The sequence below is a fragment of the Cytobacillus citreus genome (assembly GCF_018343665.1).
Taxonomy (GTDB): domain Bacteria; phylum Bacillota; class Bacilli; order Bacillales; family Cytobacillaceae; genus Cytobacillus; species Cytobacillus citreus.
This window is the reverse complement of the sequence record NZ_JAGYPM010000002.1, coordinates 992,517-1,019,087: the sequence shown is the minus strand read 5'-3', so window position 1 is coordinate 1,019,087 and position 26,571 is coordinate 992,517. Positions and strand designations below refer to the sequence as shown.

Annotated in this window: 30 protein-coding genes and 1 pseudogene; 13 read left to right on the top strand and 18 right to left on the bottom strand. The window is 37.1% G+C overall.

Annotated elements, in window-relative coordinates:
* Positions 1-39 precede the first annotated feature (39 nt).
* The 4 genes from KHA94_RS10965 to KHA94_RS10950 all read right to left on the bottom strand — a co-directional run bounded on the left by KHA94_RS10965 (position 40) and on the right by KHA94_RS10950 (position 3,637).
* The gene (locus KHA94_RS10965) at positions 40-756 is read right to left on the bottom strand and encodes a 3D domain-containing protein (protein WP_213102126.1); all 717 of its coding nucleotides are present in this window, start codon (positions 754-756) and stop codon (positions 40-42) included.
* 448 nt (positions 757-1,204) lie between these two features.
* A complete protein-coding gene (locus KHA94_RS10960; RefSeq protein WP_213102125.1) occupies positions 1,205-1,528 on the bottom strand; it encodes a YuiB family protein in 324 nt (107 codons plus the stop codon).
* Between the two features lie 134 nt (positions 1,529-1,662).
* Positions 1,663-2,154 (bottom strand): NUDIX domain-containing protein, encoded by a 492-nt coding sequence (locus KHA94_RS10955; protein WP_213102124.1) that lies wholly within the window; start codon positions 2,152-2,154, stop codon positions 1,663-1,665.
* Between the two features lie 265 nt (positions 2,155-2,419).
* On the bottom strand, positions 2,420-3,637 hold the full coding sequence (locus KHA94_RS10950) for an NAD(P)/FAD-dependent oxidoreductase (RefSeq protein WP_213102123.1): 1,218 nt from the start codon (positions 3,635-3,637) through the stop codon (positions 2,420-2,422).
* Positions 3,638-4,014: 377 nt separating this feature from the next.
* Here KHA94_RS10950 and KHA94_RS10945 point away from each other — a divergent pair, with 377 nt between their 5' ends.
* Positions 4,015-5,010 carry an NAD(P)/FAD-dependent oxidoreductase gene (locus KHA94_RS10945; RefSeq protein ID WP_213102122.1) on the top strand — a complete coding sequence of 332 codons (996 nt, stop codon included), beginning with the start codon at positions 4,015-4,017 and terminating at the stop codon, positions 5,008-5,010.
* 159 nt (positions 5,011-5,169) lie between these two features.
* On the opposite strand, the gene KHA94_RS10940 is transcribed toward KHA94_RS10945, so the two are convergent.
* The gene (locus KHA94_RS10940) at positions 5,170-5,532 is read right to left on the bottom strand and encodes a HesB/IscA family protein (RefSeq protein WP_213102121.1); all 363 of its coding nucleotides are present in this window, start codon (positions 5,530-5,532) and stop codon (positions 5,170-5,172) included.
* 291 nt (positions 5,533-5,823) lie between these two features.
* Here KHA94_RS10940 and KHA94_RS10935 point away from each other — a divergent pair, with 291 nt between their 5' ends.
* Positions 5,824-6,531, top strand: coding sequence for a DUF2225 domain-containing protein (locus KHA94_RS10935; protein WP_213102120.1), 708 nt, complete (start codon positions 5,824-5,826; stop codon positions 6,529-6,531).
* A 148-nt stretch (positions 6,532-6,679) separates the two neighbouring features.
* On the opposite strand, the gene KHA94_RS10930 is transcribed toward KHA94_RS10935, so the two are convergent.
* Positions 6,680-6,919: a YuzB family protein gene (locus tag KHA94_RS10930; RefSeq protein ID WP_213102119.1), complete on the bottom strand. Its 240-nt coding sequence runs from the start codon at positions 6,917-6,919 to the stop codon at positions 6,680-6,682.
* Between the two features lie 527 nt (positions 6,920-7,446).
* Between KHA94_RS10930 and KHA94_RS10925 the strand changes: the two genes are divergently transcribed.
* Positions 7,447-8,514 (top strand): NAD(P)/FAD-dependent oxidoreductase, encoded by a 1,068-nt coding sequence (locus KHA94_RS10925; protein WP_213102118.1) that lies wholly within the window; start codon positions 7,447-7,449, stop codon positions 8,512-8,514.
* A gap of 297 nt (positions 8,515-8,811) precedes the next feature.
* Here KHA94_RS10925 and KHA94_RS10920 read toward each other — a convergent pair whose 3' ends face one another.
* Positions 8,812-9,117 carry a YuzD family protein gene (locus tag KHA94_RS10920; RefSeq protein ID WP_213102289.1) on the bottom strand — a complete coding sequence of 102 codons (306 nt, stop codon included), beginning with the start codon at positions 9,115-9,117 and terminating at the stop codon, positions 8,812-8,814.
* 296 nt (positions 9,118-9,413) lie between these two features.
* Here KHA94_RS10920 and KHA94_RS10915 point away from each other — a divergent pair, with 296 nt between their 5' ends.
* Positions 9,414-9,653: a NifU family protein gene (locus KHA94_RS10915; protein ID WP_057773283.1), complete on the top strand. Its 240-nt coding sequence runs from the start codon at positions 9,414-9,416 to the stop codon at positions 9,651-9,653.
* A gap of 313 nt (positions 9,654-9,966) precedes the next feature.
* Here the strand turns inward: KHA94_RS10915 and thrB are convergent, their stop codons facing one another.
* From thrB to yutH, 4 genes are all read right to left on the bottom strand, one after another.
* Positions 9,967-10,890, bottom strand: coding sequence for a homoserine kinase (thrB, locus tag KHA94_RS10910; protein WP_213102117.1), 924 nt, complete (start codon positions 10,888-10,890; stop codon positions 9,967-9,969).
* Positions 10,887-11,948 (bottom strand): threonine synthase, encoded by a 1,062-nt coding sequence (gene thrC, locus KHA94_RS10905; protein WP_213102116.1) that lies wholly within the window; start codon positions 11,946-11,948, stop codon positions 10,887-10,889. The genes thrB and thrC overlap by 4 nt, the downstream gene beginning before the upstream one ends.
* A complete protein-coding gene (locus KHA94_RS10900; protein ID WP_213102115.1) occupies positions 11,945-13,243 on the bottom strand; it encodes a homoserine dehydrogenase in 1,299 nt (432 codons plus the stop codon). The genes thrC and KHA94_RS10900 overlap by 4 nt, the downstream gene beginning before the upstream one ends.
* Before the next feature lie 319 nt (positions 13,244-13,562).
* Complete coding sequence (gene yutH, locus KHA94_RS10895; RefSeq protein WP_213102114.1) at positions 13,563-14,567, bottom strand: spore coat putative kinase YutH; 1,005 nt, start codon at positions 14,565-14,567, stop codon at positions 13,563-13,565.
* A gap of 192 nt (positions 14,568-14,759) precedes the next feature.
* Between yutH and KHA94_RS10890 the strand changes: the two genes are divergently transcribed.
* The 5 genes and pseudogenes from KHA94_RS10890 to KHA94_RS10870 all read left to right on the top strand — a co-directional run bounded on the left by KHA94_RS10890 (position 14,760) and on the right by KHA94_RS10870 (position 17,455).
* A complete protein-coding gene (locus KHA94_RS10890; protein WP_213102113.1) occupies positions 14,760-15,263 on the top strand; it encodes a phosphatidylglycerophosphatase A family protein in 504 nt (167 codons plus the stop codon).
* 258 nt (positions 15,264-15,521) lie between these two features.
* A complete protein-coding gene (locus KHA94_RS26275) occupies positions 15,522-15,734 on the top strand; it encodes a CpsB/CapC family capsule biosynthesis tyrosine phosphatase (protein ID WP_213102112.1) in 213 nt (70 codons plus the stop codon).
* Entirely contained in the window at positions 15,728-16,273 is a 546-nt protein-coding gene (locus KHA94_RS25930) for a tyrosine-protein phosphatase (protein WP_338030768.1), read from the top strand. Before KHA94_RS26275 ends, KHA94_RS25930 begins: the two co-directional genes overlap by 7 nt.
* A 143-nt stretch (positions 16,274-16,416) precedes the next feature.
* Positions 16,417-17,001: pseudogene (locus KHA94_RS10875) on the top strand (sugar transferase).
* 70 nt (positions 17,002-17,071) lie between these two features.
* On the top strand, positions 17,072-17,455 hold the full coding sequence (locus KHA94_RS10870) for a hypothetical protein (protein WP_213102110.1): 384 nt from the start codon (positions 17,072-17,074) through the stop codon (positions 17,453-17,455).
* 614 nt (positions 17,456-18,069) lie between these two features.
* On the opposite strand, the gene KHA94_RS10865 is transcribed toward KHA94_RS10870, so the two are convergent.
* Genes KHA94_RS10865 through KHA94_RS10855 form a run of 3 tightly spaced genes read right to left on the bottom strand, consistent with a single transcriptional unit; the run spans position 18,070 to position 20,564 of the window.
* Complete coding sequence (locus KHA94_RS10865; RefSeq protein WP_213102109.1) at positions 18,070-18,834, bottom strand: TIGR01457 family HAD-type hydrolase; 765 nt, start codon at positions 18,832-18,834, stop codon at positions 18,070-18,072.
* Positions 18,835-18,859: 25 nt separating this feature from the next.
* Positions 18,860-19,297: a type VII toxin-antitoxin system HepT family RNase toxin gene (hepT, locus tag KHA94_RS10860; protein WP_213102108.1), complete on the bottom strand. Its 438-nt coding sequence runs from the start codon at positions 19,295-19,297 to the stop codon at positions 18,860-18,862.
* 19 nt (positions 19,298-19,316) lie between these two features.
* Positions 19,317-20,564, bottom strand: coding sequence for an EAL domain-containing protein (locus KHA94_RS10855; RefSeq protein ID WP_249365429.1), 1,248 nt, complete (start codon positions 20,562-20,564; stop codon positions 19,317-19,319).
* A 246-nt stretch (positions 20,565-20,810) separates the two neighbouring features.
* Here KHA94_RS10855 and KHA94_RS10850 point away from each other — a divergent pair, with 246 nt between their 5' ends.
* Positions 20,811-21,077 carry a DUF3055 domain-containing protein gene (locus KHA94_RS10850; RefSeq protein ID WP_213102106.1) on the top strand — a complete coding sequence of 89 codons (267 nt, stop codon included), beginning with the start codon at positions 20,811-20,813 and terminating at the stop codon, positions 21,075-21,077.
* Between the two features lie 111 nt (positions 21,078-21,188).
* Positions 21,189-21,440, top strand: coding sequence for a cytosolic protein (locus tag KHA94_RS10845; protein ID WP_213102105.1), 252 nt, complete (start codon positions 21,189-21,191; stop codon positions 21,438-21,440).
* Positions 21,441-21,635: 195 nt separating this feature from the next.
* Here the strand turns inward: KHA94_RS10845 and KHA94_RS10840 are convergent, their stop codons facing one another.
* Positions 21,636-21,911, bottom strand: coding sequence for a YutD family protein (locus KHA94_RS10840; protein ID WP_213102104.1), 276 nt, complete (start codon positions 21,909-21,911; stop codon positions 21,636-21,638).
* 114 nt (positions 21,912-22,025) lie between these two features.
* On the opposite strand from KHA94_RS10840, the gene KHA94_RS10835 reads away from it, so the two are divergent.
* Positions 22,026-22,679 (top strand): YhcN/YlaJ family sporulation lipoprotein, encoded by a 654-nt coding sequence (locus KHA94_RS10835; RefSeq protein WP_338030744.1) that lies wholly within the window; start codon positions 22,026-22,028, stop codon positions 22,677-22,679.
* Between the two features lie 117 nt (positions 22,680-22,796).
* Here KHA94_RS10835 and lipA read toward each other — a convergent pair whose 3' ends face one another.
* Positions 22,797-23,714 carry a lipoyl synthase gene (gene lipA / locus KHA94_RS10830; protein WP_213102103.1) on the bottom strand — a complete coding sequence of 306 codons (918 nt, stop codon included), beginning with the start codon at positions 23,712-23,714 and terminating at the stop codon, positions 22,797-22,799.
* Between the two features lie 227 nt (positions 23,715-23,941).
* On the opposite strand from lipA, the gene KHA94_RS10825 reads away from it, so the two are divergent.
* Positions 23,942-24,919 (top strand): M23 family metallopeptidase, encoded by a 978-nt coding sequence (locus KHA94_RS10825; RefSeq protein WP_338030766.1) that lies wholly within the window; start codon positions 23,942-23,944, stop codon positions 24,917-24,919.
* 163 nt (positions 24,920-25,082) lie between these two features.
* Here the strand turns inward: KHA94_RS10825 and KHA94_RS10820 are convergent, their stop codons facing one another.
* Together KHA94_RS10820 and KHA94_RS10815 are read right to left on the bottom strand one after the other, a co-directional pair.
* On the bottom strand, positions 25,083-25,790 hold the full coding sequence (locus tag KHA94_RS10820) for an ABC transporter ATP-binding protein (RefSeq protein ID WP_213102102.1): 708 nt from the start codon (positions 25,788-25,790) through the stop codon (positions 25,083-25,085).
* A complete protein-coding gene (locus KHA94_RS10815) occupies positions 25,783-26,571 on the bottom strand; it encodes an ABC transporter ATP-binding protein (RefSeq protein WP_213102101.1) in 789 nt (262 codons plus the stop codon). The genes KHA94_RS10820 and KHA94_RS10815 overlap by 8 nt, the downstream gene beginning before the upstream one ends.

The window sequence follows — 26,571 nt, the reverse complement described above, 5'->3', positions numbered from 1 at the left end:
AAAGACAGGCAAATCCATTTTTCGGATTTGCCTGTCTTTTTATTTTCGCTCTGATTTTATATATTGTTGACGAAATACTTGCATGGATTCTTCTTCGTTTAATGCAAGTATTTCTTCTTCTGTTATGGAGCCGTCTCCCATTTCAACGATGTAGACATCGAGTGTCTTTTTGCCCCATTGATTATAAACATCATCTACTGTTTCATAATAGAGATCTACTTTATTCCCTTTAATCGCTCCACCTTTATCAGCTACTACACCATAGCCATAACCCGGTACAAAAAGAATTGTGCCAAGCGGGAATACATTAAGATCTGCCGCTACTGTTGAATATAAATCTCTTTTCACCTTTACACCTGAATATGTAATACCGAATCCGGGGTGTCCAGGATTTTTACCTGTCGATTCGTAATAGGCCGTATATCCTGTTGCTGTCACTTTTCTAACGGGATATTTTGTCCAGTCAATGGCATCTTCTAATTTAAGCGGCTGCCCAGTCACAGCAAGACTTGATGAAATCTTTAAGTCGGAATTAGCTAATTGCTTTAAATATTTAAAGGCAATCCCAACTGTCTTAAAGGAATGATCGAAAATACCATCATCCTCATTCTTGCTTCGCTGTAAATCCTCTTTATTAAAATAATTTGCAAAAGATTTTGCTTGAACCCCAGAAATAGATTGAAAGGTTGTAAACAATGCTGTTAAAAATAGAATTGACATTATTATTCGTCTTGTCCAATTTTTTATACTATTCATTTTATTATTTCACTCCTCCCAAGAATATTCATTTCCCAACTTTCAAAGGAATATTCATGATTGAAGAAAAAATAATAATGAATTTTCAAAAAATACACATAAAAATAAAGAAAACTCGTCGATTGGCGAGCCTTGGAAAGGCGAAGACAGAGGCGTAGTTGCACTTATCGCGCTCATATATGCCACGTCCTCCCAAAAGCTTCTCTTTTGGTCGTGCGATGTATCTCTGACGAAGCTTTCCTTATCCTGTGGCATTCGCCCGACTAGGACATCCTCGTAAAAGCTATCGCTTTTCCTTCGTGCGATGTTAATCGCTATCGAAGCCTTCCATGTCCTGTCCGTCGTACTTAATTCCTAAAATTGGCAACTACGTCGAATCATCTTCCGCGCCGGCAATTTATACTTAACATGTAAAAAACCCCCACTAAAAGTAGAGATTTCCAGACATTTAAAACATTTGATATCCTTTTTTGCGAAGAATTTTTATTGCTACCCCAGCAAGGATAGCCCCCGCCAACCCGCTGCTTAAAATAAGCACATCCGCTGTTGCAAGCTGTGATAATTCATTACCTAAGCTGGAAAGGGCTTCTCCTGTGTTTTGAAAATATTCTATAAACCGTACCTTATCAATAATCAGAATTGCGATAATCGGATAAATTATTGCCATAACCCAAGACATTCTTAGCAGCATATTTAATATAAAACCGATTCCAAAAAATAATACAAAGAAAAGCAGCATGGAAATAGGCAATACGAAAATAGTCATTTGCATTGATTCTGTTCCTCCCTCAGCACATCAATATTTAGTGTACTGAATGTAAATTATGGCGTCAATTATTTAATCGGACAATAGTATGCCAAGTATGATTCTAGATATGTAGCGTTTTCATTTTTATGACACTGAACTTAAATAAACAGTTTGTAAGCTGTATATCCAAACTGGTCCCCAGGGTTGATTCCATCATATAATGGCTTGGCTGATGAATCTGATCTATGAACTAAAAATTTTAGAAGCACAGAAGCACCCTTATCTTCAGCCAATACAAATGGATCAATAAATTGCACATCATATAGCTCTTCAGCTTGTACTTGAATGTTCTGTTCTGGTAAGGGTTCTAACAGGAACAGGATCATATTATCGCTAATTTCTTCTTTTATGACACCTGTACGCAGGCCAATCATCTCTTTAACTGTACATTTTATTCCTGTTTCCTCTAGTACTTCTCGGATTGCTGCGTCATCTGCCGTTTCTCCTGGATTGACAAATCCGGCAGGCAAGGACCATTTTCCTTTTAGACCTCCGTACTTTTTCTTGACAACAAGCCATTTATTATCCGGCGCGATGACAAGGCCAGAAACGGCCAGCCATACCTTACCCCTATTTTTTCTATCCTCCATAAAAAATCCCCCAATATTTATTGAATCTATATTTTTAGTGTAACAAATAACAAACATGATTTCAGGCCGGCATGGAAAATTAATCAAGAATCGTTTATTGTTCAGATTTTTTTAAAATAAAAATAGGCCAGACTTAAATAGTTAAGGATATTCAAATTTGTTAGCGTACTAATTAGAATATAGTTTCTGCATAGGTGATCACAAAAGAAAAACTAAGTATTCGCCAAAAGGACTTCGCGAACGCTTAGTTTTTCTAGAAATTTGATTAAAAAATATTAAATTTCCCTTTTTTAAGTACTAACGATGGTCCGCCGATCATATAGAGAGCACGGTTGTCCACCATCTTCTTCATGAATGAAGCTTTTGAACCAACCATTTTCTTGCCGAATGCTTCTCCAATTGCATCGTCTTCACCTAAAGAGCATACAGTTCCTTTAATATCTGGCTTAAATGTTTCTAATTCCGTTTTGTTTCTTATTAATGATACTAAGTTTCTCGCACATGTTTCCCCTTGTTGCATTGCTATTTGAGCTGTTGGGGGATATGGACGATTAATTTCCTCATTAATAATTAATGAACAATCTCCGATAATAAAAATATTGTCGTGACCAGGCACTCTTAAATCTGGCTGAACTTTCACACGCCCACGCATTGCCTCAATACCTGATTTCTCAATAAGTGAGTTTCCTCTTACACCCGCAGCCCAAATAACTGTACCTGCTTTTATTTCTTCTAATTCTTCTTCACCTTTTCCAACGATAATTCCTTCAGTAGTACATTCTTTAATCGCTGTACCAATGCGGAATTCTACGCCTTTCTTCTCTAAGTGGGCAACAGCATATTCAACAAGCTCAGGATCAAATCCAGGAAGAACCATTGGTGCAGCTTCTACACAAATGACCTTCACCTTTTTAAAATCAACATCATATTCACGGCATAGCTCAGGGATACGATTTCCTAATTCGCCTAAAAATTCGATACCTGTAAACCCAGCCCCACCAACAACAATTGTAAGACGCTCATCTTTTTTCTCAGCTTCTGAACTATAAGTAGCAAATTGGTATTCGATATGCTCACGAATTTGACGAGCAGAGTTGACATTCACAATTGAAAACGCATACTCTTTTAAGCCTTTGATTCCAAATGTCTCAGACTCTCCTCCAAGCGCAACAACTAAATAGTCATAATCAATTTCGCCATTCTCAAGGATTACCTTTTTCTCATCCGTTTTCACTTCAACGGCTGTATCTTTAATAAAATCAACTTTATTTTGGTCAATAACAGTTTTAATATCATAGCGAACGCGATCATGGTGCAGCGTTCCAGCAGATGCTTCATGTAACCAAGTTGTTTCGTAATGATACTCATTCTTATTTACTAAAACGATTTCGGCTTCATTTACGCCTACAGTTTTTTGTAAACGAGTAGCAGTCATTAATCCACCATAGCCTGCTCCTAAGATAACTATCTTTTGCTTTCTCAACGTATATCTTCCACCTTTTTTAAAATTTTCCTTATTCTTGCGAAATTCTCTATAAACCGCCGCTCTTCATATTTATTTGTCAATACAAAGAGTTTGTGATGAAATTCACTTAAGATGTCAAAAAAAGTTAAAAATTTGTCACAAAATATTAACATTATACCTACAATTCATATTATGCGTTTTCAATTAGGATTTCAAGCCTAAAAAAGTGAAGAAAATACGTTTTGCAAATTCATTTTTTTATTAACCATTTAACAATCTGACTCTGTTTAGATTAATTATCCTATTCACAATCTTTTTACAAGAATGTGAGCTTTACTAGAAATTATGTTATGATATAGGGTGGAATTGTACTATTTATTTTGGGGGGATATGGAGTGAAAGAAGATCAAAAGGTATATGACATCACGATTATCGGTGGAGGCCCTACTGGATTATTTACCGCTTTCTACGGAGGAATGAGACAAGCCTCTGTGAAAATTATTGAAAGCTTGCCACAGCTTGGCGGACAATTATCGGCCCTTTATCCAGAAAAATACATATATGACGTAGCAGGATTTCCAAAAGTACGTGCACAAGATTTAATCAATAATTTAAAGGAGCAAATGGCAAAGTTCGAACCTGCTGCTGCTCTTGAGCAATCTGTAGAGAAGCTCGAGAAACAAGAAGATGGTACATTCAAACTAACAACGAATAAAGAAATTCATTATACGAAATCAGTAATTATTACGGCTGGAAACGGTGCATTTCAACCGAGACGACTTGAGTTAGAGAGTGCAGCACAATATGAAGGTAAGAACCTGCATTACTTTATTGACGATTTAAATCAATTTGCTGGTCAAAAGGTCGTTGTATTTGGCGGAGGAGACTCTGCTGTTGACTGGGCATTAATGCTAGAGCCAGTAGCTGAAAAGGTAACGATTGTTCACAGACGCGATAAATTCCGTGCCCACGAGCATAGTGTAGAAAATCTGAATAACTCAAAGGTTGATATTAAGACACCTTTTGTCCCAGTAGAATTAATCGGTGACGATAAAGGCATTAGCCAAGTTATTTTAGAAGGTGTAAATAACAAGGAAAAAGAAACAATCGATGTAGATGCAGTAATTTGTAACTATGGATTCGTTTCATCACTTGGTCCAATTAAAGAATGGGGACTTAAAATTGAAAAGAACTCCATCGTCGTCAATTCCAAAATGGAAACAAATATCTCAGGAATTTATGCAGCCGGAGACATTTGTACGTATGATGGCAAAGTTAAACTTATTGCTTGCGGCTTTGGAGAAGCTCCTACAGCAGTTAATCATGCAAAGGCTTACATTGATCCAAAAGCAAAAATCCAGCCTATGCACAGCAGCTCTATGTTTAATTAAAAAAGAGCAAGCACCTTTGGAATCAAAGAACAGGTGTTTTTCTAATTCGAAAAAAGCTAAATTTTATTATTTAGTTAGAGGGAGTATCCAATTAATAAATGGGTACCCCCTTATTGTTACAGGGTTAATTAATTTTCATTTTCCTTTAGATTGTAAAAATTAACATTCCTCAGGCGTTCCGGTATTTTTAGCAGTTCTGAACGATGAACCACAACCACAAGAAGCAATGGCATTTGGATTATCGATCGTAAACCCGCCACCCATCATAGATTGCTTATAATCAATTTTCGTTCCTTGAAGAATGGGTGCATCCTCTTTGTTCACAAGAATTTGAATTCCATGCTGCTCGAATTGAGTATCATTTTCTTCTACTTCATGTGCAAATCCCATTCCATATGACAAACCACTACAACCTCCACCCTTTACAGAAACACGCAATAAGGCGTTCTCTTCTTCATTTGCCTTCATCATTTCCTTTATTTGCAAAGCTGCTGCTTCAGATATAAACACAACGTCGTTCATATTTTTACCTCCCTAATATTTAAGCTTTGTTAATAATGCCAGCATTGTTTTTAACAAGGACATTATCTTATGAATCATCTCTTCATTCTAGTATATACACTGCAGTCATTGTCCTCAACTAATCCGAATTATACATTTTTTGTTTCCTAATCAAAGATTTGTTTTAACAATATTGTTATTTTTTATAAACAGATCCATAGTGCTTTCATCATACAAAAGAGTATAATAATAGTTATAATGAAATACATATCTAATTGTTGAATAAAACTTTTCTCCTAGGTGGCGATCGTAATGACAGAGATTGAACCAATCTTTGATAAAAACTGTGAATGTAGAATGTGTAAAAAATCCTTTACTACTAAAAAGCTACGTTCTAGGTTTATAAAAGTAACAAGCTATGATACTGATTTTTGTCCCATTTATACTTCTGATGAAACAAATCCACTATTATATCATGTGAGTGTTTGCCCGCATTGCGGCTATTCTTCCACGAAGGATTTTTCACCTTATTTTCCACCGGGAACAGTTGAAGACATCCAAGATAAAGTGTGTCACCAGTGGGTTTCTCGTGATTTCGGACAAAAACGCAGTATAACTGACGCCATAAAGACCTACAAATTAGCTGTATACAGTGGGCTATTGAAAAAAGAAAAGCATGTTATTATTGCTGGAATTTATGTAAGGCTTGCTTGGCTATACAGAAGCACAAAAAATGAAGAACAAGAGCAGAGATTTTTGAAGCTTGCAACGAAGGCTTATTTAGATTCTTATATGGCGGATGATTATAATATCACCCAAGTATCAGAAGTAAAAATGCTTTATTTGATTGGTGAATTATCGAGGAGAACCAATCAAAATGAACAAGCCGTTAAATTCTTTTCAAAAGTCATTGAAAAACAAAACAAAACAGTCGAATCCGGAATTATTGATATGGCCAGAGAACGATGGTATGAAATTCGGGAAAACCAAAAGACTGAAAAACAAGCGCAAGAAATTTAGAAACCCCTATTGTTCAAATAGGGGTTTCTTGAGCTAAAGGATAGTATTAGTTTATAAAAATAAAGTAATTTCGATAACTGCAAAGTATACCGCATAAGAAAAACTAAACATTCGCCAGAAAAAATTGGCGATTGCTGAATTTTTCTAATTAAAACATTGGATTATCCTCTAAGTATTGATATATATTCTCAACTAATTCCTCAGGAGTTTCACCTGTCACTGCATCACCATTCACTAAAGCGAACAAAGTAGATGCGCATTTGCCGCAATAGCCGAGACAGCCATATTCAATCACATCTAGGTCATAATCCTTTTCTAATATTTCTAGTGCTTTTTGAGATCCGCTAGCCAAATTACTAACACAAAACTCAATGATTGGTTTAATCATTTCTATCACCTCAATTTGAAAAGCGCAAGCGCCTTTGCAAAGGAACGTCGACAAAAGCGCGACTTCCTCCCAAAATTCTTCACTTTTGGTCGTGCGATGTTTCGCTGACGAAGCTTTCCTTGTCCTGTCGCATTGTCGACACTAGTACGTCCTGTACGTCGGGGGTAGCTGCTTACGCTAGACAATTCTCTAACTCGAAAAATTTATACTTAATTAACCTTTAAAAAAGCGCAAGCGCCTTGAAATGGATTTAAATTTAATTGAAACATACGTTTATTATGCTACCTTTTTTCACATATTTCCGCAATATTTTTACACCATCCGTAAGTGCATCAGAATATTTCTCTTACCAATATTTAAAAAATGCTTCTTTATCACCTTTTGTTATGTTTTGTCAAGTTCTTTCCTTATTTGGTTGTGATTTTGTCACAATTTAGTTATACTTTCTATGGGATTAAGATTATTTAAATTTGTTGCTCTTTTGCAAAAAAATACTACATTAGAACGGACTTAAAGGGGATTTCAAAATGAAAAATTTTGTGATACTTGGCGGAGGCTACGGTGGGATGAGGGTTCTTGCTCGTCTTTTACCTAACCAGCTTCCAGAAGATGTATCTATTACTTTGATCGATCGTGTTCCTTATCATTGCTTAAAAACAGAATATTACGCATTAGCAGCAGGTACTATTTCTGATCAACATGTTAGAGTATCCTACCCAGAGCACCCTAGACTAACAATTAAATATGGGGAAATTACGAAAATTGATCTCGAAAATAAAAAAATTCTCTTGCAAGATGAGCAGCCTGTTCCTTATGATGATTTGATTATTGGTTTAGGATGTGAAGATAAGTACCACAATGTTCCGGGTGCAGATATATATACATACAGCATTCAAACAATTGAAAAATCTCGTGCTACCTATCAGGCATTAAATAATTTAACACCTGGTTCAATTGTGGGAATCGTTGGTGCTGGTCTTAGCGGAGTTGAAATAGCCTCGGAGCTGCATGAAAGTCGACCTGATTTAAAAATAAAATTATTTGACAGAGGCAGCCATATCCTTTCCGCATTCCCGCAAAGATTAAGCCTGTATGTGGAGAAATGGTTTGACAGCCATGATGTAGAAATTGTTAGTCATTCAAATATCACACGTGTAGAGGATAAAGTTCTATTTAACCATGACGAGCCTATTCCATGTGATGTTATTGTATGGACAGCAGGAATTCAGCCAAATAAAGTCGTTCGTGAAATGGATATAGAAAAAGATACTCAAGGACGTGTCGTTTTAACAAAACATCATAATCTTCCAAATGATGGACATGTTTATGTTGTAGGTGATTGCGCAAGCTTACCTCATGCACCTAGTGCCCAGCTTGCAGAAGGTCAGGCTGAGCAAATTGTACAAATCCTATTGAAACGGTGGAAAGGTGAAGAACTTCCTGAATCGCTACCGACCATAAAGCTAAAAGGTGTACTTGGCTCACTTGGCAAAAAACACGGATTCGGACTTGTGGCAGACCGTGCCATCACAGGCAGAGTTGCTCGAATACTTAAATCAGGAATCCTATGGATGTACAAAAACCACAAGGGATAAGAAAAGCGGAAGCGCCTTGATCACCCTCAGGCATAGCATAAGACAGGCCGACGAGAAGGTTGTTCTTTAACCTTTTTGGCGGACTGACTTATGACCTCGAGTTCGACAAAAACGCGACGTCCTCCCAAAAGCTTTCCTTTTGGTCGTGCGATGTGTCGCTGACGAAGCTTTCCTTGTCCTGTCGTATTGTCGATACTAGTACGTCCTGTACGTCGGGGGTAGCCGCTGGAGCTAGACAATAAGAAAAGTAGAGGTACCAAAAAAGAGCATTTTCCAATTGGAAATGCTCCTTTTCATTTATTCTGGCTTATATCCGTACTTTTCCATTTCATTATAGATGGTTTTTAGCTTCGGATTTCCTTCTCCAACCACCTCATTCTCTAAAAGAACAACAGGATAAAACATATCCTCCTCAATAACGCGCTGTGCAAATTCTTTTTTTTCTGCATCATCTGGAGGATTATGAATGTCTACATACGTAATTTTAAATGGCTGATCTGGATATTTTCTACTTATAGCAGCCTGTAACCATTCGTACGTTTCCTTTGAGGATGGAAGGTTTACACAGCTTGGACATAACTGTTCTGCCCCATAAACGGTCATTTCAACTACTCGATTCAATTCCTTTTCCCCCTTTATTGCACTCGATGAAGATAGAAGCTTATTTAACAATATATCTAACTCTATTTTACAATATATAAGTGAAACTTCAATCAGTGGGGGATTTCCAACGCACCGAAAGTGCTAGTGCAGATGTTGCGATAATCTTACAAGCCTGTTAATCTGCGATAAAGTCGTTAGAAACCTTACAATTTTTCATTCAGTGGAAATCCCTCTCTTTAAATAGATTTTTATTCGCAATATGATTATAATAAATATTAAGAAAGGAGTAGATAACAATGGCTGAACAAACAACAATGCTTGAACAAGTTCAAGAAGTGTTAGATAAATTACGTCCATTCCTTCTACGCGATGGAGGAGACTGTGAATTAGTTGACGTAGAGGATGGAATTGTGAAACTTCGCCTCCTTGGCGCTTGCGGAACTTGTCCTAGCTCCACAATCACATTAAAAGCTGGTATTGAACGTGCTTTATTAGAAGAAGTACCAGGTGTTGTAGAGGTAGAGCAAGTATTCTAAAGATATGAATTTTTAATGTTGGACGTAAGGAAATCAGCAATAGTTGCTGATTTCTTTTTTTGTCTCGTTTTCTAAAAACGTTTGATTTTGTGTTTTCATTATTACAATGAAATGCAATTTATGAAGACAAGTTTTTATATTAAGACCACTTTTCCTAGAAATGTTGTCTTCGTTGGTCTTATTAGCATGGAATTGGACCACTTTTTTACAAAATTCACTTTCATTGGTCTAAAAAAATTTCATAAAAAGAAGCTTCAATCAAAAAAGTGAGGGTATCGCTTTTTTTGATTGAAGCTATTTTCAAAAAACGTCCTTAATTTTCACATAAATCAGGTGTCCTAGTATATACCTTACTTCCGACTTGATCAATCTTTAATAAGCGACACTCCATATGAGGAAGAACTCTTCCTAATCCTTCAGCAACAGCAGCTCCCTCGCCTTCTTTTGCTAGGCAAAGGACAGTTGGGCCTGCTCCACTTAAGGCTACACCAAAGGCACCAAGACTAATTGCTCTATCTTCGATGATTGTTAAATGCGGCACAATCTCTTTCCTATAAGGATGGTGATATAAGTCCGCCTTCATCATTTTTCCAGCAAGCTGCAAATTATTGCTTAATAATGCGGCGATTAGTACATTCCCGATTGCTCCTGCTTGTACAGCCTCATTATATAAAAGGGAGCTAGGCAAAATGCCTCTTGATTCCTTTGTTAACAACTCATCTCTTGGCACAACCGCTATTATATCTAAATTCAAATGAGTAAAAACTTCAGCACATACTTTCTCTTCCAGTTGGCACCCGACAACTAATCCACCCAAAAGGGATGCGCCTACATTATCCGGATGCCCTTCGATCTTCGAAGCCAATTCCAGTTTAGTCTGTTTCGTTAATTGAAGATTGCAAAGCGAGTCTGCTAATTCAATCCCAGCTACAATGGCGGCAGCACTGGAACCTAACCCTCTAGCTAATGGGATATCACTCTTTACCCTTATTCTACAGCCTGGCAGCTGATGATGATATTGTTTTGCCGTTTCCATGGCAATTTGAAAGATATAATTTGATTCATCTTTTGGAAAAACATTCAAATCATCCGATAATGGGATTATTTCCCAATTATCAGCTTTTTCTACCTCTAATGTTAAATAAACATTCAACGCTAATCCTACGGAATCAAAGCCTGGTCCTAAATTTGCAGAGCTTCCTGGCACTTGAATGATGAGCATATCACCTTCGCTCATACATGAACAACTCCCTTAATATGCTCTGCTACAGTAAGCTCATCATTCGGTAATACGATTGGCTTGATTGGACTGCAATCGATTGCTACATTGGGGTCCTTCAGTCCATTTCCAGTTAAAATGGCAACTACTCTTATTTTATCGGGGATTTCACCGTTTCGAAGCTGCTTATAGATTCCTGCAAGTGAAGCACAAGATGCAGGCTCAGCAAAAACTCCTTCTGCCCGAGCTAGTTTTCGATACATACAAAGGATTTCCTCATCACTGACTTCATCGATTTTTCCCTTTGACTCCTCTATTGCTGCACTCGCTAAATGCCAGCTTGCAGGATTACCGATTCTGATTGCAGTAGCAATCGTTTCCGGATTTTCAAATACCTTATTATGGACAATGGCTGCTGATCCTTCAGCTTCAAACCCATGCATTCTTGGAAGTCCAGTTTGCTTTGACTCATGATATTCTTTGAACCCTTTCCAATAGGCACTAATATTGCCTGCATTCCCGACTGGCAGCGCAAGAATATCTGGTGCAGCCCCAAGAGCATCACAAATTTCAAATGCACCTGTTTTCTGACCTTCAAGGCGGTAAGGATTTACAGAGTTTACGAGAGTAATAGGCTCTGTCTCACTAATTTTTCTCACCATTGCTAAAGCATGGTCGAAGTTTCCTTCGATTGAGATAATCTCTGCTCCATACATCACAGCCTGTGCAAGCTTACCCATGGCTATTTTTCCTTCTGGGATAACTACGATACACCTGAGTCCTGCTCTTGCTGCATAGGCTGCGGCCGCTGCAGAAGTATTACCCGTAGATGCACAGATTATGGCATCACTGCCTTCTTCCTTCGCCTTCGCCACAGCCATAACCATGCCACGGTCTTTAAACGAACCAGTCGGGTTGGCGCCTTCTGTTTTAACATAAAGATCAATGCCCCATTCATCAGATAGCTTATCAAGCCTAATTAAAGGGGTATTTCCTTCGTTCAATGTAAGCAAGGGTGTATGCTCATTAACAGGTAAATACTCTTTATATGTTCTTAGAAGTCCTTCCCATTTCATACATTTGCACTCCCTTCAACCCGATATGAGCTTTCAATTGTTTTAACTGCCTGTAAATCTCTTAATTTCACTAAAATTTCCTCATAATCTTGTAAGGATGCTTGATGAGTTACTAAAACAATCTCTGCATATTCTTTTTCTTTTAATGGCATCTGAAGAATCTTTTCGAAGCTTACACGATGCTCAGAAAAAATGGATGTGATATTTGCAAAGACACCAACTTCATCCCTCACATGCAATCTTAGAAAATATTTGGAATAAATTTCACTCGGTTCTTTTAGCTGTTTTTTGTATTGAGGTGTTACAGCGTTTTTTCCAGTTACACCTAAACGCATGTTTTTCAACACACCAACAAGATCAGAAACAACAGCTGTTGCTGTCGGCAAACTGCCTGCCCCTGGGCCATAAAACATCGTTTCGCCAACGGCCTCTCCATATACATAAACAGCATTAAATTCATCCTGAACAGATGCTAGAGGATGAGTATCGGCTAATAAAGTAGGCTGAACACTGACATCGACCTTTTCCCCTTCTCTATGAGCAATTCCGATTAATTTCATCGTATAGCCAAGCTGACGTCCATATCGAAGATCTTCCTCCGTTATCCGAGTAATGCCTTCAACCTTTACATCATCAAGATCGATTTTCATTGAAAATCCAAGTGTTGCTAAGATCGCCATTTTCCTCGCTGCATCAAGCCCTTCAACATCAGAAGTAGGGTCTGCTTCCGCGTAGCCAAGCTCCTGTGCCTCCTTCAACACTTCCTCGTAGGCACTGCCATGCTTGCTCATCTTCGTTAAAATAAAATTAGTCGTCCCATTGACAATCCCCATCATTTTCGTAATCCGATCAGATGCAAGACCATCTACAAGGCTTCTTAAAATCGGAATTCCTCCCGCTACACTAGCCTCGTAAAATAGATCACATTCATTCTCCGATGCAATTGTCAGAAGCTCTGAGCCGTGTACTGCCATTAAATCCTTGTTCGCTGTTACAATATGCTTCCGATTCCTTAAGGCCTTTATCATATAATTTTTCGTTTCTTTCATCCCGCCCATAACCTCAATAATGACATCGATTTCTGGGTCATATAATATTTCATCCGGATCTGTTGTTAACTTCTCATTGTCTATTTTCACAGCACGTTCTTTATTTAAATCCTTTACTAGGATCTTCTTCACTTTTACTGGACAGCCTACTTGGTGCATAAGCTTATCCTGATGATTTTCAATAATTTTCACAACACCTGAGCCAACGGTGCCCAGACCTAATAAGCCGATTGAGATTGCCTCCACTTTCTTACCCCTCTCACTTTGTTCTTTCTGCATGTACATTTGTATTTGTATAGTAGACATTATAGTGTGAATTTCTATTTTTTACAACAGATATTTTCATATTAATTTGAATTTAAAGTGAAACTTCAATCAGTGGAGGCATAACCGCAATCTTAATTTTCGTTTTTCTTATGCGATCTTATTAGCAGAGTATTTAATTAAAAACACACTTTACTCTAGTACATTAATAAACTTAAACTTTCCTCTAAGCAGAAAAATGCGACCTGATAAAAGGGCGCATTTCGTTATGCTTATGGCAGGATTAATGGTTTAATGGATGCTATTTTTTCAGCCAATTTATTAATGGAATTTTCATATTTTGGACAGGCACTTCGGCAAATTCATAAAATCCTCCTAAAAATCGTTCATGATCATCTGTTTGCTGCAGAAACTTTTGCAGCCTCTCTTCGAGTATTTTTTTCTCCTGTTCTGAGCTTGTTCCAAAATATGATTCGATGCAATGAAAATAATGAAGCGGAAATAAAATTCGGGAAAAATATAGTCTCCAAGAAAATGATGATAACGGAACAATGCTTTGATAATCCCTAATAAATTTTCGAAGATCTGGCTCATATGTTTTAATATTTCGGAAGTACTTTTCTCTCGTCCATTCAGATATATCCCTTGAAGAATGATCAAAAACCCAGTCCAATGGATTTTTCATATAGTAAGAGTTTGCCCATGTATCCGGGGTAAACTGAATATGACATATTGTGCCGCTATCTACTATTGAGGGCTCATCATCAATTTCTGTGTCTACAAGATACTGAATAGCATTTTCAGCTATTCCCCTATAATATGGAAAGGATTCGAGAAACATCCGATCAAATTCTTGGTCTGGCTGCTGAAACGACATTTCGTTCCATACACTTTCCATTTGATCTAGCCTTTTTTCCCATAATTGCTTCCACTGTCCGACCCTGGTTATCTTTTTTACTGGAAAGGATACCGCTCTCCCTCTGATGTGAAACCTTGCGAGCTTCCTGCCAAAATGATTTAATTTTCGGTTTTGCGTTTGCTTATTGATCAGCACACAATAATTTCTATTCTCCCACTCAGTATATTTCCTGCCATCCTTTGTTTTTAGAAAAGTACTGCAGTATTTTTCACCGTTTTTGACAAGATGATCAGTAAGCATTTCTAATTCACCGAGCTCCTCGTCATTTATCGCTCCGGTGGGGACAAGGATATATATTTCTCCTTGCTTCCTGAAAGCATGGTATTTTCCTATTCTGATCTCTTCATCCGCTTGAACCCCGTATGAATTTTTAAGCAATTTTAACATTTCGCACCTCCATTATCCAACTCCTTATCGCAAATATATGAAATGAAATCGCAAAACTTGTTCTTTTCTTGAATAAGTGAAGTTTGTAAGGAAATGATGAATGATGTTCAGCCTTCAAAAGCTTGGCATTAGCATATTTTTCAAAAATAGGGTATATATATATTGAAACTAATAGGAAAAAAGGTGGAGCCGATGAACGAGGAAAAACAAGCAGACTTGATTGAGCAAACAGCGCGAAAATGGCTACGAGATCGTGGAGTAGAAATTGAGGATATTGCAAAATTAGTCTATTTTCTCCAAGAAAAATATCATCCTAATTTAAAGATGGAGAATTGTGTTGAAAATGTTGAGCGAGTCCTCTCCAAAAGGGAAGTTCAAAATGCCATCTTGACAGGCATTCAACTTGATTTGCTAGCAGAAAATAAGCAACTTTTAGAGCCCTTGCAGAATGTAATCGAAATCGATGAAGGGCTGTATGGTGTTGATGAAGTATTAGCTTTATCCATTGTGAATGTTTATGGATCGATTGGATTTACAAACTTTGGCTATATCGATAAGCTAAAGCCTGGGATCTTAAAAGATCTAAATGATAAAAGCTCAGGAAAATGTCATACATTTTTAGATGACATTGTTGGAGCGATTGCTGCAGCAGCCTCAAGTCGTTTGGCACATAGAGCTTATGGATCTGTGGAGTAGGAATCCCTCTCATCAGTGTAGATTTGATTTCATATGCGCCGATGCTGTAAAGGCAAACAGGCAGTGACTTAGTAAGTCGCTGTCTGTTTTGCATTTCTTCTCCCATACCACTTCAATTCTCATACCTCTTTTAATTAAACAAAATTATTTACTAAGATTCGTCGTTTCATAAAAAGCGAAAAATAGTTCTATATTATGAATAAAATAATAACTTAATAAAAAATATGGTTTTAGGATGGGACGGAAAGGAGTTAAAAAATGATCGTAGATATACATAACCATATTTTGTATGAGCTTGATGGTGGTCCTCAAAATCAGAATGAAACGATTTTACTTGCCAAACAAGCAGTTGCATCAGGGATCAGTCATGTTATTGCAACCCCTCATCATAAACATCTTCATAATGGCCATGTTTATGGAATTGATCCATCGACCATTATATTCATGGTAGAGAAAGTTAATCAATATTAAAAGAAAATGAAATACCTTTAACTGTTTATCCCGGAATAGAATTTCACTTACATGAAAATATTCAATTCGATATAGAAAATAACTTGGAACATTTTTTAACTTTAAACAATACAGGAAAATATTTGTTAATGGAGCTTCCATGCCACTATTATCCATCTTATACTGAAGAGGTTCTCTATGAATTACAAAAGAAAGGCTTTGTTCCGATCCTTGCTCAACCTGAAAGGAATAAAGTATTGAGAAAAAATCCATCAAAAATTTTTGATATGATTCAACATGGAATATTAGTCCAGATTACAGCAGGTAGTATAACAGGATCCCATGGAAGACGTTTAAAGAATTTCTCGCTTCATCTATTAGATCATAACCTAGTTCATTTTGTTGCCTCAGATGCCCACCATCATTCACGTCGAAAATTTGAACTAATAAATTCCTATGAATATATTGAAAAGAGCTATTCTTCGAACTACCGAAAGTTACTTGAGGCAATGCAATCCATGTTTTGGAAGGAACTGACTTCAAAATCACCGAGCCTATAATAATCGAAAAAAAGTGGCAGTACTTCATCAGATAGCCATTCTCCAATATCAAATGCCATCAAAATCCAACCATATTTCAAAAAAATTGAATACTATAGACAATTAAAACAAGATCCATATCTCTTTTTCAGGAGGTATTTACTATGAAAAGAATGATAGATTTGATTGGTGCTTTCTTATTGATACTTATTTTTTCACCGATTATGGTCACGATTGCCAGTATGATTTTTATTAATATGGGCACTCCCATTTTGTTTAAGCAGCTCCGCCCTGGCCTTAGCGGAAAACCATTTTATATTTATAAATTTAGAACAATGATAGAAAAGCTAGATGAAGATGGGAATATGTTGCCGGGACAGTTAAGATTAACTAGATTAGGAAAATGGCTAAGAAATTATAGTTTAGATAAATTACCCCAATTGTTTAATGTAATAAGAGGAGACATCAGTTTAGTTGGGCCACGCCCCTTATTAATGGAATATCTTCCTTTATATACAACAGAACAAGCTAGGAGGCATGAGGTCAAGCCAGGAATTACAGGATGGGCTCAAGTTAATGGTCGAAACTCAATTAATTGGGAAGAAAAATTCAAATTAGATATTTGATATGTAGACAATCAGTCTATTTCACTTGACCTAAAAATAATGGCCCTTACTGTTATTAAAGTAATGAAAAGAAAAGGGGTCAGCGCTAGAGATCATTACAGTATGGAACGCTTTAAGGAATAAAAAAGAATATGCAAAAAATGCTTTAAATAGTAACTATAGATTCGTTTCGTTAATATAATGAGGTGTTTGTATGGAAAAAATCCTGATTACTGAGGTTGGCGCTTCCCCTGCTGAAAATGTTATAAAGTCATGCAATCAATCATTAGTGAAGGAAGAAATAATCGGCGTGTCAAGAAATCCGATAAATCTTTTCACTTCTAGAGTTCAAATTAAACGTCACATACCATATGAGTATGCTCTTGATAACGAATATAAAAAGGCATTTCTAAAGATATTAGAAAAAGTGAAGCCTAGTCTTGCTGTATTTATGAGTGATAGAGAAATTTTGGAAGCATCTAAATTTAGAGAGGAAATTACTGCAACAGGAACTCAATTATTTATGCCAAGACATGAGGTGAAAAAAAGTGTACAGATAAATATCAATCTTATATGCTTTGGCAAGCAGAGGGGATAAAAGTCCCTAAAACAATTGTTATAAATAATGAATTTGACCTAAAGACGGCATTTTCTCAGCTTGGGAATAAGGAAGGAAAACTAGATATCATATTATATATGTATATGCATAAAATTAATGACCATTATTAATTACCTAAATATTTTTTCGAACTGAAATAGGATAATCAGAATTGGGACCTCAGGCCATTAGCACTGATCAAGAACTTAGGAGTACTCTTGAATACAGAAACTCTTAGAATAGCGAGCCTAAGAAGGATGAAGACTGTGGCGTTTTTGCACTTAAACTTATTCCCAAAATAAAATTAAGAAAAGCGCAAGCGCCTTGCTCACCCCCGACAAGCATAAGACGGGCCGACAGGAAGGTTGTTCTTTAACCTTCTTGGCGGACTGGCTTATGACCTCGAGGGGGTAGGCGCTGGAGCTATACATTTCTCTAACTCGAGAAAAGTTATACTTATCTGTAAACAAAAGCCTCTAATAAAAGGAATGAGGAAAAAATCCCTATCCTTCTATTAGAGGCATTATTATTAGAAAAAATAGTATTCTTGAAGCACTGATAATATACACGCCATAATCCCTGATATATCTATCTACCTTCACAATCTGGTTATTCTATAAAAACTCCCAATCATCAAGAGAATTAACAACATTGGTAGGCTTCTTTTCATATCTTGCAAGCAATTCCTTTGTCGTTACCCCTGTATGAACGAGTAATGTATCCATCCCTGCATTCATTCCTGCTAAAATATCGGTATCGTAATTATCTCCTACCATGAGGGTTTCTTCTTTTTTCGTACCAAGTACTTGTAAAGCCTGTTCCATAATGATCGATTCCGGCTTTCCAATAAAAATAGGTTTTGTTTGCGTTGAAACAGTAATCACGGAAGTTAATGATCCGTTTCCAGGGAGAAGCCCTCTTTCAGTAGGAATTGCGATATCTCCATTTGTTGAAATAAAGGTAGCTCCATTCCTAACTGCTAGGCAAGCAGTTGCAAGCTTCTCATAATTAATTGTGCGGTCAATTCCAACCACAACATAATCAGCATGCTTCTCCGAAAATCGTAATCCCTTTTCTTTCAAAGCACTTCTAATGCCTTCTTCCCCAATTACGTATACAGAGGCGTCATTCTTTTGCTCAAATATGTAATTCGCCGTCGCCATGCTCGTTGTAAATACTTGCTCATCTTCAGCAGGTATCTTAAATTTTCTAAGCTTATCTGCTACTTGGGCAGGTGTTCTTGAAGAATTATTCGTAACAAAGAGATATGGCAAATCAAGCTCACGCAGTTTATTAACAAAGTCAGCTGCTTCCTTGATCAGCTCTGTCCCCCGATACATCGTACCGTCCAAGTCGATTAAATATCCTTTATATTTCATTCCTTATCATTCCTTAATTCCATGGTTAATTCCGAAAAGCAGACACCGGCCCGAGCTCATTAAGTAAATATAGCCTTATTTTCTCTGGAAATTCCTTAATGATCGGTAAATGCTCACTAAAGACGGCTTTTACTTCCGCATGATTAATATCTATATAATTCTGAACAAGCATTTTCCGGTACTTAATAATTTGCTTACAGCTCTTTGTAAGCTCATCATGTATGACCTTTTCATCGTCTAAAATGTCGACAATATCTTCATAGCTCCCCGGATCGCGCATAATAAACCCATCGATCATAGCATTTCCGACATCGAGGATCGCTTCGATCATCATTTGGCTTGTCCGTTCCATAGCTGCAATTTTAAGGTGTGAATCCAAATTATCGATTTGTTCAAAGAGAGCAAATTGCTGCTCTAAATAAACGAGTGTCGCTTCTATTTTTTCTCGATCAACAAAATACATAAGTTTCACCTTTCTTTCACTACGATGACTTTAAACCTTTCATAAGAGCATTCGGGCGTGCGTAATAATACCCTTGAGCTAAATCAACTTTATTTCTAGAAAGGACTGACGCTTCCGCTTCATTTTCAATTCCTTCTGCGACAACTAATGAGCCTACTTCCCTTGCAACCAATAGAAGTCCTTTTAACATAGATTCTTTAACAGTATTTTTATCAATATCTTGAATAACAGATCGATCAATCTTAATGATATCAGGCATAATTTCACTTATAGAATGTAAGCTTGCATAGCCGGCACCTGTATCATCAATAGCTACCCTAAATCCTAACATTCTCAATACCTTTATATTGTATAGGAAGTTCTCCATCCCTTCAATCGAATCACGTTCTGTTATTTCTAGTGTTAATTGGCGTGGAGAAATATTTTTATTTTTTGCAAGTAATTTTTTAATATCACGAATAAACCGATTATTCCCTAACGTAATTGGGGTAAAATTAATAAAAATATCCTGTGTACAGCCAGTAGTATGTATCTGCTCAAGTGTCTTTTCGAAAACGATAAGCTCTAGATCATAAAGCATGCTTGTTTGTCTAGCCACAGAAAAAAGCTGTAGGGGACTTTCTAAAATAGATTCCTTCGGTCCACGAGTGAGCATTTCCCATGCTCGAACCTCTCCTGTTGCTAAATCAATTATCGGCTGAGCAAGGAGACTGATTTCCTTTTGGGACACTATTTTGCTGACAGTATATAACATTTCATTAAACTCAGTTTGAACACGCTTCTCTGCCATCGCAAGTGCTTGCTGATGAGCTTTCATGATCGCTTCTTGAATTGAGTAATGCTTTTTCTCTATAAACATATAGCCAGTTTCAAATATTGGACGGGCAAGCGGCATCTCCTCATGAAGTTTTTTCTCTGAATTTCGTAAGATCTTTTTCATTTTTTGATCTATTTCATTCACACAATGGTACTCATGATTTATTTTCATTAATAATGTTAATCCATCACTTGAATAATCATGGAGAGCAATTATTTCTTTACTACTGATTTCTTGCTCAATTATTTCTTGAAAGGTTTTCTTTAGTAATCTGATAAATTGAGTATAACCTTGTTCTCCTAGCTGCTCAGACATTTCACGTAAATTCTTTATATTAAAAACAATGACGGCCACTTCCTCACCACTTGCAAACGCTTTTTTAACCCCTTTCATGATAGGATCACGGATAATAAATTGTGGCGGATAAAATCGAATTTTATCTAATGGCAAGAAAATTTTCATCCATTTTTTAAGATTTTTGATTTTCTTTTTATATTGATGGCCCGTGAATTCATTCCTCTCAGATGCAGCGTTTGTATTGACATATGTCACCATTTTATCACAAAATTCGATTATATTTTCCAATCCTAGAAAGATTTATTAAAACAATAAATTATGATCTAAAGAGAAAGAAGTGAGATTTCCATTTCGTTCTGATAGTATAGATATATAATTAAATTTAAGGGGTAAACAAATATGTCCGATCGATTTTTTTTATACGATGATACGGTAAATACGAAGACACGCTTCGTTAGCTTTATGGGAGAAAATCAACGATTTGATTTAGCCATTATTCAATCAGATCGTTACTATGGAAAACATATCGTACTTGATATTCAAAGCAACCGTTTTGCGATTATTGGAACAGATGATTTAAAAGAAGAGGGCTATTTAGAATATGCGTTTAATCTTTCCGAGGAAGATGCTGAAGACTTACGCTCTTTTCTATTTGAGTTAGTTTAGTCTTTTGAATTCTTCTGTTTATTATAACCGAAAGCACAAATAATATAGGAGAACCTCTATCCATTAGGGTTCTCCTTTTTGTCGTACCGATTAATATGAGAGGTGATCGTCTTGAATGATAAAGACCAAAGAGAATTCAGTGATTTTTTAAACGTAGAATCTCAAAGGAATTATCTTACAGCTGAAGAATTGCCAGAGGGAGCTTACGGTTCACGGTTCAATAAGGATAAACCAGTTGAAAATAAAAGTACCCCATGGCTTGAGGGGCAGCGCAAGCATAGCGCCTTTAATTATGAAAATAAAACCTTACACGAAGGTCTCCCTCGTCAAATGGAAGGAGCCCATCCTCCCCACGATGATTAGAAAAGCGGAAGCACCTCGATCACCCCCGACAAGCACAAGACGAGCCTTTCAGAAAGGTGTTCTTTACCTTTCTGGGAGGATTGGCTTGTGACCTCGAGGGGGTAGGTGCTGGAGCTAGACATTTCTCAAATTGCAAAAAGCCGTACTTTATTTTTAAAAAAGGCAATCGGTTAATGACTGATTGCCTTTTCACCATTACTTATCCACTTTTTTTACGACAAAATAAGCACAGCCAAAATTACAAAATTCATATAAATATTCAGTTAATGTACTTATTTTCGTATCAAAGGTCGCCTTTTGATTTTGATCATCAAAGAAGCCGCGCAAACGAAGCTGCCCGTACCCCCAATCCCCTACTATATAATCATATCTGGTCAATATATCACTATATCTTGCTCGAAAGGCTTCTTCATTAAACCCATTTCGCTGATCTTCTATCACTTCATAGCCAACATTATTTATCCAAATCATATTCATCACCTCAAGTTAAAAACGAGTATATTCTTCCTATTATAAATTATAGCTGATACTCCATCAATTTCTAAGAGAAAAAACAATCTGCATGGTTATTCTATACATGAGGAGGTGTTTCAAATAAAACAATCACTAATCATCATAGGGTTATGCGGACTTACGGCGTTAACTGCCTGTCAAAACAAGGAAATGGCTGGAGACGGAATATATGATAGCAGCGGCAATACTATAAATGTCAATAACCAGCGTTCTGAGCTATATAATCGTGACAATGGGCAAACGAATAAAAGTGCTGATTTCGGCTATGTTCGTCATCAAAGAAGCAATGTAATGGGCGAAAATGTTTCTAATAACAAGTATGCATCTATGGATAGAGAACAATTAGCCGATATCATTTCACAAAATTGCACCGATATTCCGAATGTTGATGATGTTTCAACACTCGTTACAGATGAGGAAGTACTGATTATTTATGATACTGACTCCCAAAATCGAAATGAAACCGCAGATCAGGTGAAGAAAATGGCCATGTCCTTTGTCCCTAGATTTTACCATGTTTATGTTAGTGATAATACAGCATTAAGAAAAAATGTTGAAAATTTTGCCACTCTCGCCTCTAACAACCCAAATGCAAATAATGGCATTGACAAAGTCATTAAAGAAATGCTCAAATCTCCTCAAGGTAATAAAATGAGCAGCGGCGAAAACGAAAATGGCGAAATCATTGGAGAAAAATATAAGAATGATAATCGAAACTTAAAATAACATGGATTATTACCATATTGCCATAAGAAAAAAGAGTTCAGCTAATTTATTGCTGAACTCTTTTCGTCATCTTTTCTTGAATTTGAGAAATGTCTTGGTGCTATTGCAATTCAATCATTATGCTTTTCTTAATTCCTGCTCTCCCATTTCTTGCTTTCGCTTAGTTGCAGCATTTACTTGCTCATCTGCATGATAGGAAGAACGGACAAGAGGTCCTGCTTCACAATGGCTGAAGCCTTTGCTTAAAGCAATTTCCTTAAGTTCCTGGAATTCCTCTGGAGTATAATATTTTAAGACCTTTAAATGTTTTTTCGAAGGCTGTAAGTATTGGCCAATTGTCATAATATCAACATTGTTTGCTCTTAAAGCATCCATTGTAGCAATAATTTCTTCTTTCGTTTCCCCTAGTCCTATCATTAAGCTTGATTTTGTCGGAATATCTGGCTGCATCTCTTTCGCCCGACGCAAAAATTCTAAAGAACGATCATATTTTGCACGTGCTCTTACTCTTGGAGTCAGACGCTCAACTGTTTCGATATTATGGTTTAAAATATCTGGACGTGCATCCATAAGTGTTTTTAAATTTTCATATACTCCACCCATATCTGATGGGAGAACCTCAATGCTTGTGAAGGGATTTTTTCTGCGTATCGCTCTAACAGTTTCAGCAAAAACCCCTGCACCGCCATCCTTTAAATCATCCCGTGCTACTGCTGTAACAACGACATGCTTTAAATTCATTAGCACAACAGAATCTGCCACTCTTTCCGGCTCTTGCATGTCCAATTCAGTTGGCAATCCTGTTTTGACTGCACAGAATCGACACGCTCTTGTACATGTATCACCAAGAATCATGAATGTAGCTGTTCTTCTTACTGCCCAGCATTCATGGATATTTGGGCATTTCGCTTCCTCACATACAGTATGGAGGCTATTTTCCCTCATCATTTTTTTCAAACCGGTATAATTTTCATTTGTGTTCAGTTTTATTTTCAGCCATTCTGGCTTACGTATATATTCTTCTTTGGTACTCATTGTATCTACTCCTTATTAGAAAAACTTGGAGTTCGGCAAGTCCTTTCCAACTAGCGAACCTAATAATTCATTCGTATGATGCAACTTTAACATATGATAAAAGCAAGGACAAGCCATAGATGCACGCGATTACCATTAATTGATATAGATTAAATTTTACAAATTTCACAAACTAAATAGGCACACAGTGGAGCTTAAAATAGTAAGGGAGGATTATTGTGAGGCTCATTCAGATTATTATTTTTACATTGCTTCTTACCTTATTACCTCAATCGAACGGTTATGCTCAAGAAAAGAAGCCTGATATATACGCTGAAAGAATGAATTTATATAAACAGATTGAGTCTATAACGAATATCCCCTGGTATTATCTTGCAGGGATTGACCAATATGAGCGAAATGTCCGGCAAGCAAGAAGAGACCTTCCGAAAGCCGAAGGGATTACAGGCATATATATAAGGCCAGAAATATGGGCTGGAATATTAAACCCTGACACGACCGACGAAAATCAATTATCCATTCAATTTTTTAATGGTATTGGGCTAGATGGGGATGGAGATAAGAAAGCAAGTTTAAAAAATGATGTTGATATTCTTTACACTTTTGCCCATTATCTTCAATCATATGGAACGAATCACGATAATATTAAAATAGGATTGTGGGATTATTATAAACGTGACAAAACTGTAGGCATCATAATTGGTAAAGCAAGGCTTTATAAGCATTTTGAACGAATAGATTTAGACGATCATGCTTTTCCATTACCTGTAAGAAGTCATTACAGTTACAGAAACACATGGGGTGCTGCCCGTGGCTGGGGTGGAAGAAGAAGTCATGAAGGAACGGATATTTTTGCAGGCTACGGCGTACCAGTACGTGCAACTGCATATGGAATCGTGGAAATGAAGGGTTGGAATCGATTTGGCGGCTGGCGGATTGGAATTCGAGATATAAATAATAATTATCATTATTTCGCACATTTAAGCGGTTTCGCCAAAGATTTAAAGCTTGGTCAAATTGTTGAGCCCGGAATGCTTATAGGCGGAGTTGGCAGTTCTGGTTATGGACCACCTGGAACTTCTGGAAAGTTTCCACCACATCTCCATTATGGAATATATAAAGACAATGGCTATACGGAATGGTCTTTTGATCCATACCCTCATCTAAAATTATGGGAGAGACAGGAGCGGAATAAAAAGAAGTGAGCTCATTTCAGCATGCTGAATCATCGGTAATTTAGACTGTCCTAATACCATAAAAACAGGAAATTTGAAGAAATATAAAAGCTGACTGTATTAGTTTAAAACCCTGCCATTTAATATGTTGTGCAGGATCTGAAACAATCTGAGTCAGCTTTTATTATTTTTATTAATGACCGCCAAGATATGCTTTTTTTATATCTTCACTTGCTTGCAGCTCTGCTGCTGTACCAGAAACAGTTACACGTCCTGTTTCAATAACATAAGCTCGATTGGCAATCGATAAAGCCATATGTGCATTTTGTTCCACCAAAAGAATAGTTGTCCCGTTGCGGCTAATATCCTCAATAATTTGGAAGATGGTTTTAACCATAAGTGGAGCTAGCCCCATGGAAGGCTCATCTAGTAAAAGGAGCTTAGGTCTTGCCATGATTGCTCTCCCCATCGCTAACATTTGCTGTTCTCCACCTGATAATGTCCCTGACAGCTGTTTTCTTCGCTCAAGCAAACGCGGAAAAGTCTCATAAACCTTTTGGATATCTTTGTGGATCTCTTTTGAATCCTTCCTTAAAAACGCTCCCAGTTCTAGGTTTTCCTCAACTGTCATGTTCGCAAACACGCGACGCCCCTCTGGTACCTGGGATATCCCCGCTTTTACAATCGCTTGTGCTGGTTTTCCTCCTATTGAATCACCTAAATATTGGATAGATCCATTTTTGGGTTTAAGAAGTCCTGATAATGTTTTCAAAAGAGTACTTTTCCCTGCTCCATTCGCTCCAATTAATGTAACAATTTCGCCTTCATTTACTTCCAGCGAAACACCTTTAAGTGCTTGTATATTCCCATAGAAAACATCAATTTGATCTACTTTAAGCATGGTCGATAGTAACCTCCTCTCCTAGGTAAGCCTCGATGACTTTTGGGTGATTACGAATTTCTTCTGGTGTACCTTTGGCAATAAGCTGGCCATGATCTAACACATAAATCCTTTCACAAATGCCCATTACCAAATTCATATCATGCTCAATTAATAGAATCGTTAAATTAAATTGTTTTCTTATAAAGGCAATTAACTCCATTAGATCATGCGTTTCCTGGGGATTCATCCCAGCTGCTGGTTCATCCAGTAATAAAAGTTTCGGCCCTGCTGCTAATGCTCTTGCAATTTCTAACCGTCGCTGTTGTCCATAGGGCAAATTTTTCGCTTTTTCATCTTTAAATTTATCTAATTGAAAGATCTTTAGGAACTCTAATGATTTTTCCTCCATCTCTTTTTCTCCAGAAAAGTGAGAAGGGAGGCGTAGGATTGAGCTAATAATGGAATGCTTTGCTAATGAATGATAAGCTACCTTAACATTGTCTAACACAGACAACTCATTGAAAAGCCTTATATTCTGAAACGTACGACTAATTCCCAGACGTGTAACTTTGTATGGAGGCAGCCCATTAAGACGCTTTCCTTCTAGTAAAATTTCGCCTTCTGTAGGTACATAGACGCCGGTTAATAAGTTAAAACTAGTTGTTTTTCCGGCACCGTTCGGCCCGATTAGCCCAACAAGCTCGCCTTGGTGAATTTCCATACTAAAACCGGAAACAGCTTTTAGTCCACCGAACTGAATGCCAGCAGCTTGAACTTGAAGTAAAGGCGTTTTCCCCAT